This is a genomic window from Pantoea sp. EA-12 (assembly GCF_030053355.1).
In the GTDB taxonomy this organism is placed as follows: domain Bacteria; phylum Pseudomonadota; class Gammaproteobacteria; order Enterobacterales; family Enterobacteriaceae; genus Pantoea; species Pantoea vagans_C.
This window is the reverse complement of sequence record NZ_JASGBY010000019.1, coordinates 47,799-59,944: the sequence shown is the minus strand read 5'-3', so window position 1 is coordinate 59,944 and position 12,146 is coordinate 47,799. Positions and strand designations below refer to the sequence as shown.

Below are 12,146 nucleotides of genomic sequence, written 5' to 3'. Positions count from 1 at the left end.
CTTCTGACCGCCATCAGACTGACGCTGCATCATCGCTACCAACCTCTCTGATTTTTCCATCACTTCAGCTTTTTAATCTCCATCAGGCCCTGCCTGTAAGGACCCGCTATGTCTGCTTATTCATCACCTGCTCAGACGGGCGGGCTGCTGCCGCTCGTGCCGGACGTGAGCGGTGAAGACGTGCCCCCGAGGCCCGTTTCTGTCGAACCCGGGCCGCCCTGCCGCTGCTGCGGCACGCGCGCGCAGCGCCTGTGGCAGGGGCCGGATGCACAGCCGCTCTGCGCGCTGTGCTGGCTGACCATGAATCTCGACAGCCCCACCGCTGCGCACGGGCATTTCGCCTGGCTGCCGGACGCGCCGGCGGCGGACATCATCAACCTGCAGCGCCGGGCCCTTATCGGGCTGCGCAGCGACAGCAAAGCCGTGCGCAAAACGTCCCGCCGCATCTGGAACTGGCTGGCCCGCCACGCGCGCGAGGTGGAGGGCATGTGGGGCACCTCCCGCGCCAGCGAGTTTGCGGCGGCCTTTCGTCAGCTGCCGCCGGCGAAGCGCGCGGGTCTGCAGCAGCGGCTGGAAGGCTGCGTGCTTATCCTGCCTCATGACGTGTTCAGTGACCTGACCCTGCTGCTGCCGATGGGACGCACCGCCGCAAGCGCCGTGCACACCCCGGCCTGGAATACCTATACCCGGAGCGACCTGTATGCCAAACCGCCTCATCCGCTGGACTGAAGAAATTATTACCGCCGCGACGCGCTTTGCCGTGTCGCGCGACCTGCCCGACTACTGCGACCTGCACACCGTGGTGCGCCTGAGCGACGACGATCGCATCCGCCACCCGGAGCTGAAGGCCCCCTATATAAGTGTTACCCAGAACGGCGACTTTGTGACGGTATATGAAGTGGCCGGCAGCTACCGCGAGCCGGACGAAAATCTGCCGGCCACGCATGATGATTCCTGGCAGGGCCGGCTTGACCGCATGACGGAGTCGCTGACCGCACATTATCGCTTTGCCGGTCACAAACTCAGTACCGTGCACGAGTGCGATCCGGACGGGGGAGAGGCCGAAATCAGACGGCTGCTCAAACCGCAGTATCAGTCGCTGAAGCGCACGGGCCTGGAGCTGGATTATCTGCTGAACGAGCAGGTGACAAAGCTGTCGCCCTGGGTTAACGCCGAGCGCACCTGGCTTGTGTGCTACACCGGCCGCGGGGTGCTCGCCGGGCACGAGCTGCGCGATGAAAACGCGCGTATCAGCGAGCTGGTAAAGGGCAGCCCGACGGCCGTGTTTGGCCAGAACCCGCTGCTGACCGAGCTGCCCGGCCTGAAAATCCGCCATGACGCCTTTCTTTCTCAGGTGGAGCGCGCACTCGGCGACAGCGGCAAGGGCGTGCTGATGCGCCGCATGGACGTCCACGAGGCGGGCCGCGTGCTGCGCAGGCAGGTCGACCCGGGCACCGGCGAGCACTGGCAGCCGCTGCTGCCGGACGATCGCATCGTGGCCCGTGGCGTACGGCAGGGCGACGACACCACGCCGTTTCTGGCGCCCTGGCTGAACTTTCAGGTCATGGGGACGAACGTCCAGGACATCCAGAACAACCTGCTGAAAATCAGCGGCGTGTGGCACGGCACGATCGCCGTGAACCTCGGCCCGCAGAACCCGCAGAGCTTTGCGAAGCTGCGCGAGCTGATTCCCCGCAGCGTGCCGTTCCGCATCCGTCAGGACCTGATGCCCGGCGGCATGCGCCGCCTCAGCGGCAAGCACGGCGTGCTGAGCTTCAGCGAGTGGGTGCCCGGTCTGAGACCCATCTTTCAGTCGATTTCGATGCTGGCCGCGCGCGAGATGCACGAGCCGGTGTGCGTGATGACCATCACCGCGGCCACCTGGGGAGACTCGCCCGCGACGGTGACGCGCAACCTGACGCTGCTGCAGCAGGCGCTGACCTCCTGGGGCATCTGCGGCGTCACGCAGACCTTCGGCGACCCGGTGAAGGCGTGGGTGGCCACCCTCACCGGGTCCTCGGCGGCCAGCGGGCCGTGCCTGATGTATCCGCCGCTGTCGGAGGCGCTGAACCTGCTGCCGCTCTCGCGGCCCACGACGGCGTGGAACGAGGAGGGCGATGCCCTGTTTGTGGGGCCGGACGGCAAGCTGATGCCGGTGGCGCTGGCGGCCTCCAACCAGACCAAGAAAACCTCCATCGTCGCCGGCGAATCCGGCGGCGGTAAGTCGGTGTTTATCAACCGTCAGCCCATCATTCTGGCCATGTCCGCCCAGCGGCAGCTGCCCTTCTTTGCGGGGATTGAGAAAGGCTTCAGCGCAACCGGCATGACCTCGATACTGCGGGCGGGCCTGCCGCCCGAGCGTCAGGACGAGGTGCTGAGCATCATCCTGCGCAACGACGTGAAATACTGCCGCAACCTGTTCGATATCCAGCTGGGGCTCAGAAAACCGCTCAGCTACGAAGCTGAGTTTATGGAAAACGCGCTGGCAGCCCTGTGTATCGACCCCGGGACCGGCGAACCGCCTAACGGGCGCGACACCCCCGCGATTCTGCGCCGGCTTGTCAGCGATTCGTTTAAGGCTGCACGCGAGGATCCGCGCCGCTATGAGCCCGGGCTGGTGCCGCCGGTCGACGCTGCGCTGGAGGAGGCCGCCATCTGGGAGAAACATCCTGACTACCGCGACAACGCCACCTGGTATGAGGTGTGCGACCTGCTGCATGATGCCGGCAAAACCGAGGCCGCGCAGCGGGCGCAGTTTCAGGCCGTGCCGGAGCTTGCCGACATGTCGCCGCGCCTGCTCAGCGAGGATTACAAGAGCATGTACGGCACCATCGAGCGCGACGGCAGCAGTGAGGCCCTGATTAGCTATATCGCCCGCTGCCTGAGCGACGCCTGCGGTCAGTACCGTATGTTTGCCGGGCGCACGCGCTTTATGATCAGCCCCAGGGCGCGCGTGATTACGGTCGACATTCAGTACGTGGCCGGGGACAAGTCCAAGGCGGGCTACCTGCAGACCGGGATGATGTACCTGTTCGCCGGGCACATCGCGGGCGGTGACTTCGTGCTGCCGCAGTATCAGGACGAGCTCTTTCCCGCGCTGCACGAACGCTGGCACGCCCTGCATCGCGCCCGCGTGCAGCAGCTGGACGAGGAGGTCAAAACCAAACAGTACGACGAGCTGCACAACGCGAAGGGCGTCCCCTTTATCTTCCCGATGCTGGAGACCGCCGACCGCGAGCAGCGTAAGTTCGGCGTGCGCACCGTGCTGGCCTCGCAGTATTTCCGTGACATGCCCGAGGCGCTGCGCCAGTCGGCCAACTCCGTCTATATGGTCGGCGTGGATCCGGAAGACCGCCGGCTTCTTAAAGAGCGATTTAAGGTACCGGACGTCACGCTGGACCGCTTTGAGCGCATGGGCAGCGGGCCGTCGGCGGACGGCAGCGGCGTGCCGTTCCTCGGCATTTTCCGTATCAAAGGGGGCAGCACCATTGCCCACATCATGAAGAACACGGTCGGTCCGGAGGAGCTGTGGGGCCACAGCACCACGCCGGTGGACATGTCGCTGCGCCGCACGCTGGAGAAAGACGTCGGCGCCGCGACCACCCGCCGCATTCTCGGCCGCTTCTTCCCGAACGGCTCTGCCGAAAAAGTCATCGAGCACCGCCGGCGCACCGCCGGTGAGGAGCGCGGCGACAGCGTCATCCGCCAGCTTGCCACCGAGCTTATCGATAAACAGGGCTACGACCTCTGACCCTTCAGGAGTGCTGATATGCAACCATCCACACACTGGCGCCCTGCGGGGCGCCGGCTGCTTGCCGCCTGCGTGCTGGCGGCGCTTTCCCCCGGAGCCCTGGCCTATCCCGTCGAGGTGATGACCAGTATCCCGGTGCAGACGGTTATCCAGCCTGCGCTGGGCACCATGCAGGCCACGCTCGGCGAAATCCTCTCCGCCGAAACGGAAACCGGTACGGCCGTGGTGCAGAACGCCGACAAGGTCACCACGGCCGTCACGGAGGCCGCGCGCACCCAGCGCGAGGCGGAGAACTTCAACCGTCAGGCCGACCGGCTGGAGAAGGCGCGCGCGGCCTACACCGTGCCGGACAGCATCTGCAGCGAGTCGGCCTCCGGCACGGCCTCACAGGTGAGCCAGGCGACCCGGGCATCGGCGTCGAAGCTTGCCGGCGGCAGCGGCGTGTCGAGCGCGGCCGTACGCGAGACGCTGGCGAGCCTCCCGGTATCACCCCGTCAGGGCGGCTACCGCAGCGCGCTGATCCACGCGGCCTACTGCACCGCGGAGGAGGCAAAGCTCTACGGCGGCACGGGCCTGTGCCCGTCGGTCTCTCAGCTTCCGGGGGGCGACACCGAGGCGCGATCGCTGTACGACGGGGCGGGTCCCGCGGGCAAAGACCCGGAGCTGACCTTCACCCAGGCGCAGACGGACGCGGCCATGGCCTACGTGAACAACTCCGCGAAGCTCGACGCCGGGCGCACGCCCGGCAAGGGCGAGATTCAGACCGCCACCGGGCAGGAGTATCAGGGCCTGCTGACGCAGTACAAGGCGATGCAGAGCGCGGCGATGCAGCCCCAGCTGGACATGGTGGCGGCGAGCCAGCCGCAGGACGCCACGCAGGCGGCCCTCACCGAGGCCCGTCAGGCGCCGTCGGCGGAAAGCTACTTCCAGCAGACCGCGTCCGCGCAGGCAAAGCAGACCGGCACCATGAGCGAGCGCGAGTTTGAGGCGTTTGAGGTCGGGCGCCGCTACGCCAACACCGCGTGGGTCACCGACCTGCAGGCGATGGACGGCGACAACCTGGCGCGTGAAATGGCGCGTCAGCAGAGTCTGGCCAACTGGCTGGCGCTCGGCATCAAAAACGAGCTGCGTCAGGCCAACATCATCAGCGGTCAGCAGCTGGCGCTGGCGGCTAAAAATGAATATGCCCCTCAGCTGCAGGCGCTCTCTGCCCAGCTGAGTGCCGGCGTGAGCGCACAGTAACCCCCACGGAGACAACAATGATAACGAGCGGTACCTTCGCGCCGGACGCCGGCGCGCTTTCATCCCTGCTGGACGCGGGCGAGGGCCCGGTGCTGGTGCTGGACCCCTGCGGTGCGCTGTGGGAGGCCTTCTGGCAGTCGCCGCGCTGGAAAAACGCTTGGCAGGCGTGGCGTCTGGCGCCCGGACAGACGCAGGAGGGCAACGTCTGGGACGTGCTCGGGGCGCTCAGGCAGGTGACCGCCGAAGACGGCTGCCGTGCGCTGGCCACCGCGCTGTTTCCGGCTGATGACTACAGCGACCTCACCCGCGAGCTCATGGCCTGCGTGCTGACCTTTGCGGACGACACCGGCCACTTCACCGGGCGCAGCGCCGGGCTCGGCGGGCTGGCCGGGCAGCTGTGGGCGGACGACCTCTGGACGGCCATCGCCCGCTGGAGCCGCCTGTATCAGAAGCACCCGGCGCTGCAGACGGCACGCGCGCTGCTGACGCAGGACGGCGCGGGCGAGTCGGCGCGGGCTATCCGCGACCGCATGGCCATCTTTCACCATCCGCACGTGGCGGAGAGCTTCACGGGCGGCGCCGGCTTAGACCTGCGCCGCTTACGGCAGCGTCCGGGGCAGGTCATCTTTCTGACGCCCGACATCCGCTGCATGGAAAGCGCCGCGATCACCGGCGTGTACGCGTTCCTGCTCGATGCGCTGCGCGCATTCGGCGTGCTGCACCACGTCACGTTTTCACTGGCTGAACCCGTAATTATCCCGGAAGGAGATGCACCATGACGCAGTCTGATAACCGCACCCCGGAGACCGGCGCGAAAAAGTCTTTTCTGACGCCGAAGCGCGTGGGCTGGATAGCGCTGAACGTGGTGCTGCCGGCGTGGGAGGTGTCCAGCGTGACGCGCCACGCCGGGCGCAACGTCTCGCGCCTGTGGCAGCGCATCCGCGACGTGACGGCCGGGCGCGGCGCCGGCGACTACCGCCCCGCGGACTGGTCGCAGGCCGTGGCGGACAGCGGGATGACGCCCGCGCGCCTTGTCCGTAACTTCCGCGTCAGCCGCTGGATCTGGTGGGGGCTGATGTGGCTCACCGGACTGCCCGCCGCCGGCTTTCTGCTGATGCTGACGGCCGCCGGCAGCAGCGTGAGCGGCACCGGCTGGCTGCGCGTGGGCTGCGTGGTGCTGGTCCTGCTGCTGCTCGCCGCCACCGGCTTCGTGCAGGCCCTGAAGGTGAGCTATCGCCTGTGGCAGCTGACGGAGAAACGTGTGTCGGCGTCAGAAGAGGGCAGTTTTCAGGCGTACCTGCAGGAGACGCGCTGGTGCCGTCAGGTGCTGAGCGGCGGTCTATTATGAGGGGGAGGGCGCATGCGAAATAAACAGCGTGAAGAAATCATGATCCGCCTGATCACCCTGCTGGACGATGCGGAGCTGAGTGAACGGGGTGAGATCATTTTACACCTGCTGCACCGCGCGCGACAGGCCAGCCGGGCGCGTGACCTGACGGCCGGACAGCACTGCCTGGATGCCCTGAGCCAGCTGCGCAAGGCGCGTCACAGCCTGCGGACGGCAGGTGCGCCAGAGCAGATCCTGACTCCGCTGGAGTACGCCGTCGAGCTGCTGCAGCCGGTATGCGATGAGGCTCAGGCTCAGCGCGTCCTGTTGATGTCGGAATCGCTGGTATGGCGCGTTCTGCTGCTACTGGGGCTGCTGCCCGCCGGCCTGACGCTGGCCATCGCGGCGGTGGTCTGGAGCACGCGCCATCTGCTGCAGCTCTGAACGTACCGGGAGGAACTGAAATGTATATCCGGCTGGATGTGTTTGCCGGCCTGCTGAACGTCAGGCCGGGTGAGGTGCTTCACGCCGCGCGAACGAGCGGCGTGCTGGACGGCATGACGCTGCCCGCCCGGCGGCAGGTGCGCGGGGCGGCGCTGATGTTCGATCAGGCCGAGGCCGTGTCGTTTGCCGAGAAGTGGCACGCGCGGGAACCGGAAGCGGGACCCGAGGCGTCCGGCGCCCCCCTGATGACGCTCGATGCCGTTGCCCGGGAGGCGGATATCGCCCCGCTGGTGCTGTGGCAGGCGGTGAGTCGCGGAAAGCGCCTGCGCGGCGTGGCGTTGCCCGTGGCCGCGCGGGAGGGCGGCCAGCTGCTGTTTGAGCCGGCGGCGGTGGCGAAGTTTGTGAATGAATACCGTAAACTCCGGCCGGAAAAGTGATGTGAATTCAGCCTATTCACTGTATTGCGCACAAACATTTTACGGCACTATGCCAATCCCGCATTGCTATCTCACCCATGAGAACAAGATGACCCGAACCGAATGGCTTATGAAGTTTCGCCGCTGCCAGTCCCTTGAAACGCTTGAAAAGGTTTATGAACACCTGAGCTACAACGGAGATGCCAAAGAAGCATTTGTGATGACTCAGGCCTATGACCACCGAAAGGCGGAATTTGCCGCCGGCAAACTGTTTGACCGCGTGCCTATGCACGTCTGGCAGTACGTGAAGTAAATCCTTCTGACCCCGCCTTTCACCGGGCGGCGTCCGCCCGCCGGTGAAGCACCGGCGCACTCAGAGACCCCTATCATGTTGAACAAAACACTGAGCGTCATCGCCCGGGTGGGCATGGCCGTATTCTTCATTTACGCATTGTGGCCACACATCATTCTCCTCCGGGACCACGCACAGTCGGGGAACATGACACCGGTGGAGTGGATGGTGCTGACTGGCTCTCTGCTCTTCGCCGCCTGCTTTGCGCTGGCGCTGGCTGCCGCCGCGATGATCGCTGCGTTCTGTGTGGTATCCGCTGGCGTTCGTGCGCTGAAACATCATCTCGCCCTCATCCTGCGCGACGCGGCCTCGCTGCCGTGCGGCCGCTGATAACGTCTTAATACCGCCGCGCTGCGGCCCTCACTCATTCCATCCGGTCAGCTCCTGACCCGCAGGTAATCCATGAAGCTACTGACAAAAATTCAGGCGGCGGCTTTGCTGTGCGCCGCGTCCTGCCCGGCGCTCGCCGACGGCGTGGACTATCAGACCATCAGCGACGCCGCCAGCAAAACCGGGGACCTTTCCCGGCAGGCGCTGGTGATGATATTCGGCGACGTGGTGATTTCGCCTTTCCAGCCCGGCCAGGCCACGCTCATCGGCTCGCTGTTCGCGCTGCTGAACGGCGTGCTGTGCACGGTGGCGCTGGTGTGGTTCCTTATCGTGACGCTGAAAACGCTGTTCAAGGGCGGTCAGGACGGGAAGGTGTTCAGCGCCGGGCGCTCGATGCTGCACCCCGTGATGAGCTTTGCCGGCTTTATCACTCTGATCCCCACCGCATCCGGCTGGTCGCTGTCGCAGCTGGTGATGCTGTGGGCGGCCTCGACCATGGGCATCGGCAGCGCCAACCTGCTGACCGACAAGGCCGCCGACATGATAAGCAGCGGGATGTCGCTGGTCGTGCAGCCCACGGCGCCCTCCACGCGATCGGCGGCGCGCGCGGTGTTTGAGATGAACCTGTGCAAATACGCCACCAACCGCGAGCTGTCCTCGCTGTACCAGGACGGGCAGGCGCGAACGTCGCTGATGGAGACCAAGGGCGGCAATGGCGACTACACCACCGGCAACGGCAGCGCGCTGTGCGGTAGCGCCCGCATCCCGGAGCCTTCAACGGGCGTACTCGACAGCCTGTTCGGCTCGGCGGTGAACACGGCGAGCGTGACCACGGCGCAGCGTGGGGCGCTGGATACGATGCAGTCCACGCTCGATGCCGCGGCGCAGGCCTATGTCGACGCGTACCTGAGCAAGCGGGACCAGGACACCGGCACGCTGAGCGACCCGGAGACCACGATTCAGAACGCGGCGGCGGCCTATGAAACCACGGTCAACAACGCGCTGAACCAGCTCAACTATCAGGACTCGCTGCAGAGCCAGCTGACCTCGCAGCTCAAAACCTACGGCTGGATTTCGCTGGGCGCCTGGTACAACACGTTTGCAACGGCCAACAGCAAAACGAACGAGGTGGCCAACGCGGCCCCGGTGACGTCAGGCGCAAGTCTGCACGGCGAAACGGGCACCGGCGACCTGTATCACCAGGTGTTTACGGCCTACCGGTCGCAGGTGCAGAACAGCACTTACACCGCGCCGCTGGGTTCGCAGACGGCTAAGGATGACGGTGCAGCTCTGAATGTCACTGATCCAAATGCGGTGTTTGTGAGCTTTTTTAGCAGCCCTGTGCAAGTAATGACAAACTGGATTGCGACTCAGAATTTAAGTTCAACTGCCAGCTTTAATAATCAGGTCAACCCTCTTATCCAGATGCAAACCATCGGTGATTACACATTAGGTGCCACAGAAACCGCTATGGCGGCTTATACCCTTACGTTGGCTGCCGCATCGACTGCCGATAACTCTGTATTAGGTAAAATTGGTGGTCTGCTGTTTATTAACCCGGGAGCAGTGGTTAAAGATGTTCTGACTGAACTTTCTCCGCCTTTCTATTTCTTGATGTTGCTGTTGTTCGCCGTAGGTTTTTCATTGGCCGTATTCCTCCCGGCTGTGCCTTTCCTGTACTGGATGGTCGGGGTATTTAACTGGATTGTCAGCGTCATGGTGGGATGTGCAGCGGGCCCGATGTGGTCTGCCACGCATCTCGGCGCTGAGGAGGATAAGGGCAGCCGCAGCGCGTACGGTTATATTTTCCTTATCGATATGATGCTCCGCCCCTCTCTGATGGTCTTGGGGTTCTTTTTTGCCTCCGTCGCCGTGATGGCGGGTGGGACGCTGCTGAACTTGTTGTTTGGGCCCGCGCTAGCTAACGCCAATGCCGATTCGATAATGGGATTGGTTAAGCTCATAGGGTGGTTGATGATGTATGCACGTATTGCAACGTTTGGCGTTACGAGAGTCTTCGGGCTGCAGGCTACGCTAGCAGATTATGTGATCACGTTCCTTGGCGGTGCAGGTATGGCCGGCATCATGGGCGGAATGGTTGATGACGTTAAAGGGATGTTTGCAGCGGCAGGAGGAGGATCGCGCAGGACACCCGGACTGCAGAAAGTCCAAAATAGCGGCTCGCCTAAAGAAGACGGAATTAAGTAATTATACCTGGTATTATGCACAGGTGTGCGTATAATTTAATCAGAGGATTAAAGGCAGGAGGATGCCATGAAAAAAATACAACGCACTGATTCAAAGCTTGAAAACATGTGGACCATTATAAAGTTTGTTTATTATTTCATGGCACTGCCAATGTTGGTTTGTTATGGAATCATTTCTTTATTAATTCTTAAGGGAGAAGCTAACGGTCGAGACCTTGGCAGTTTTGGAGGGGATTTCCATTTATTCTCTTTAATGGTGTGGGCGGCGATCATAGTGCCCCTTGCTTTTCGCTTTTATGCCAAAAAAGCCCGACGTCGTAAGCTCAACAAGATGGTAGCAATGCTGACCAGCGATGAGCGTTTCAGTCCGCAGAAGCAGCATCAGGTACTGGATGCAGGGCGCGGTAAGTATCTGGGTATTGATACGAAACACGGCAGCATTCTGTACATTCACATGTTCAAAAAGGGCATTGTGGACGTGGTGGGGCTCACCATGAATGACTGGTCGGACAGCGAACTGGAAGGCAGCACGCTGCGCGTGAAGACGAAGAATCCTGACCTGCCGGAGCTGAGCATTAACGCGCATCCGATTGTGGCTAAAGAGCTGTTTAATACGCTCGGTGCGATGAGCCATAACAGCTATTCAGAGCCGTACCCGAAGGAGCCGTGGCCACTGCACGTTGGCATCCAGAGCCGCTTTGTGGAATACGAGCACAACGTGGTGGTACCGCAGGCCGCTAATCTGGCCTGATACACTGACATCCTGACGCTTTTCCTCTGACACCGGCCACGCGCCGGTGTTTTCTTATCTGCAGTCTGACGGACCTCCCGTCTCCGCTTCCGGAAACTCTCACATGTACTCCCAACATCCGAACGCCGCCGGCAACAATGAGCCGGCCATGGTGCTGATCACCCTTGGCCTCACGGCGCTGCTGTGCTGGCTCTACTTTGCCGACTTCGTGCGCTGGAGCTGCTGGCTTCTTTACTGGCTGTGGCGCATGGCGGACTTTCCGGCCATCCATCGCTACGCCGCCGAACGCATCAACCTGCTGGCCGCCACCGGCAACGGCGCCGAAGCGGTCAGCCTCAGCGAATGGCAGGGCGTGCTTAACGCCACGGCCGGCATCCTGTTCGTGCCGATGGTGCCGCTGATAGCCGTGACCGGCTGGGCGCTGGCGCGTCACCCCGCGCTGGGCTTCCGCAGCCGTCGCGCGATCGACATTCACTCACTGCCCCGCGTGATGGCCACCTTTGCGCCTTCCGTTATTCCGGTGCTGGCCGGGCATCGCGGCGACGGGCTGATGAACGACAAAACTGCAGAAAACGCCTGGGCGCTGAAGCCCGAAGAGTTTGCGGAGCAGCAGGGCCTGATAAAGCGCCGGGTGCTGGACCGCGACGCCGCCCGCGCGGCGTTTGACGCGCAGACCGGCCCGGCCATGACGTCACCGGACCAGTGGCAGCCGCACGAGCGCGCGCTGCTGGCCGTATTCGGGCTGCAGGTGTTTGCGGATGACCGGTCGGCTGCGACCACGCTGCTGGACGACCTGAACCGGTCCTGCATGACCCGCAGGCTGTTCCGGGCGCCGGAGTTCCGCAGCGTCCCCGACTGGAAGGTCTCCGAAGCGCAGGTCGCCCGGGTGCTCGCCTGCCCGGGCGTCAGCGAGTGGCTGAAGCGGCACGGCACGGTGCGCTCCGCGCTGGCGGGACTTTACGGCCGCGACCTCAGGCTGCCGCCGGCGCGCTTTCGCTGGCTGAAGGGCTGTGACCGCACGCTGTGGTACGGCCTGCACAGCGCCGACACCGCCAAGGTGTTTGTCGAGGGCGCGGGCATCGTGGCGCAGGCGCGCGCGGAGCAGATGGCCATGAAGCTGAGCCTGCCTCGTCCGCCGCTGATGACGGACGAGGCGATTGCCGGGCTCCAGTACGAGCTTGAATCGCTGGGTCTCGTTTACCCGCGCGATGCGCGTACTCAGCGTGCAAAACCACAGCGCGAAGTGCCATTCCCGGACGCACTGTATCTGCCCGACGCGGGCGAAAACGAATTCACCGACGGCGCCGGCGTGCGCTGATAAGGAAC

Annotated in this window: 12 protein-coding genes; all 12 read left to right on the top strand. The window is 63.8% G+C overall.

The genetic code is table 11. The features are described from left to right. Window positions 1-108: 108 nt before the first annotated feature. On the top strand, window positions 109-729 hold the full coding sequence (locus QMZ30_RS22350; protein ID WP_283228974.1) for a conjugal transfer protein: 621 nt from the start codon (window positions 109-111) through the stop codon (window positions 727-729). Continuing rightward, window positions 701-3,751, top strand: coding sequence for an ATP-binding protein (locus tag QMZ30_RS22345; protein ID WP_283228973.1), 3,051 nt, complete (start codon window positions 701-703; stop codon window positions 3,749-3,751). Before QMZ30_RS22350 ends, QMZ30_RS22345 begins: the two co-directional genes overlap by 29 nt. A gap of 18 nt (window positions 3,752-3,769) precedes the next feature. After that, window positions 3,770-4,993, top strand: coding sequence for a conjugal transfer protein TraW (traW, locus tag QMZ30_RS22340; RefSeq protein WP_283225736.1), 1,224 nt, complete (start codon window positions 3,770-3,772; stop codon window positions 4,991-4,993). Window positions 4,994-5,010: 17 nt separating this feature from the next. Then, entirely contained in the window at window positions 5,011-5,772 is a 762-nt protein-coding gene (locus tag QMZ30_RS22335) for a prepilin peptidase-dependent protein (RefSeq protein WP_283225735.1), read from the top strand. Further along, window positions 5,769-6,341, top strand: a complete 573-nt coding sequence (gene traX, locus QMZ30_RS22330) for a conjugal transfer protein TraX (RefSeq protein ID WP_283225734.1) — start codon at window positions 5,769-5,771, stop codon at window positions 6,339-6,341. Before QMZ30_RS22335 ends, traX begins: the two co-directional genes overlap by 4 nt. 12 nt (window positions 6,342-6,353) lie before the next feature. Further along, complete coding sequence (locus QMZ30_RS22325) at window positions 6,354-6,764, top strand: hypothetical protein (protein WP_283228972.1); 411 nt, start codon at window positions 6,354-6,356, stop codon at window positions 6,762-6,764. A 20-nt stretch (window positions 6,765-6,784) separates the two neighbouring features. Beyond that, a complete protein-coding gene (locus QMZ30_RS22320; RefSeq protein ID WP_283228971.1) occupies window positions 6,785-7,201 on the top strand; it encodes a hypothetical protein in 417 nt (138 codons plus the stop codon). 88 nt (window positions 7,202-7,289) lie between these two features. Then, window positions 7,290-7,493, top strand: a complete 204-nt coding sequence (locus tag QMZ30_RS22315; RefSeq protein WP_283228970.1) for an Hha/YmoA family nucleoid-associated regulatory protein — start codon at window positions 7,290-7,292, stop codon at window positions 7,491-7,493. A 75-nt stretch (window positions 7,494-7,568) separates the two neighbouring features. Further along, window positions 7,569-7,862, top strand: coding sequence for a hypothetical protein (locus tag QMZ30_RS22310; protein ID WP_283228969.1), 294 nt, complete (start codon window positions 7,569-7,571; stop codon window positions 7,860-7,862). A 72-nt stretch (window positions 7,863-7,934) separates the two neighbouring features. Further along, a complete protein-coding gene (locus QMZ30_RS22305) occupies window positions 7,935-10,070 on the top strand; it encodes a DotA/TraY family protein (RefSeq protein ID WP_283225729.1) in 2,136 nt (711 codons plus the stop codon). A gap of 66 nt (window positions 10,071-10,136) precedes the next feature. Further along, window positions 10,137-10,820: a plasmid IncI1-type surface exclusion protein ExcA gene (excA, locus tag QMZ30_RS22300; protein WP_283225728.1), complete on the top strand. Its 684-nt coding sequence runs from the start codon at window positions 10,137-10,139 to the stop codon at window positions 10,818-10,820. A 103-nt stretch (window positions 10,821-10,923) separates the two neighbouring features. After that, window positions 10,924-12,138: a secretion/conjugation apparatus DotM-related subunit gene (locus tag QMZ30_RS22295; protein ID WP_283225727.1), complete on the top strand. Its 1,215-nt coding sequence runs from the start codon at window positions 10,924-10,926 to the stop codon at window positions 12,136-12,138. Window positions 12,139-12,146 lie beyond the last annotated feature (8 nt).

Excerpts from the sequence above, each read along its gene's own strand:
- QMZ30_RS22350 (WP_283228974.1), top strand. The coding sequence starts at position 109 with ATGTCTGCTTATTCATCACCTGCTCAGACGGGCGGGCTGCTGCCGCTC.
- QMZ30_RS22345 (WP_283228973.1), top strand. The coding sequence starts at position 701 with ATGCCAAACCGCCTCATCCGCTGGACTGAAGAAATTATTACCGCCGCG.
- traW (WP_283225736.1), top strand. The coding sequence starts at position 3,770 with ATGCAACCATCCACACACTGGCGCCCTGCGGGGCGCCGGCTGCTTGCC.
- QMZ30_RS22335 (WP_283225735.1), top strand. The coding sequence starts at position 5,011 with ATGATAACGAGCGGTACCTTCGCGCCGGACGCCGGCGCGCTTTCATCC.
- traX (WP_283225734.1), top strand. The coding sequence starts at position 5,769 with ATGACGCAGTCTGATAACCGCACCCCGGAGACCGGCGCGAAAAAGTCT.
- QMZ30_RS22325 (WP_283228972.1), top strand. The coding sequence starts at position 6,354 with ATGCGAAATAAACAGCGTGAAGAAATCATGATCCGCCTGATCACCCTG.
- QMZ30_RS22320 (WP_283228971.1), top strand. The coding sequence starts at position 6,785 with ATGTATATCCGGCTGGATGTGTTTGCCGGCCTGCTGAACGTCAGGCCG.
- QMZ30_RS22315 (WP_283228970.1), top strand. The coding sequence starts at position 7,290 with ATGACCCGAACCGAATGGCTTATGAAGTTTCGCCGCTGCCAGTCCCTT.
- QMZ30_RS22310 (WP_283228969.1), top strand. The coding sequence starts at position 7,569 with ATGTTGAACAAAACACTGAGCGTCATCGCCCGGGTGGGCATGGCCGTA.
- QMZ30_RS22305 (WP_283225729.1), top strand. The coding sequence starts at position 7,935 with ATGAAGCTACTGACAAAAATTCAGGCGGCGGCTTTGCTGTGCGCCGCG.
- excA (WP_283225728.1), top strand. The coding sequence starts at position 10,137 with ATGAAAAAAATACAACGCACTGATTCAAAGCTTGAAAACATGTGGACC.
- QMZ30_RS22295 (WP_283225727.1), top strand. The coding sequence starts at position 10,924 with ATGTACTCCCAACATCCGAACGCCGCCGGCAACAATGAGCCGGCCATG.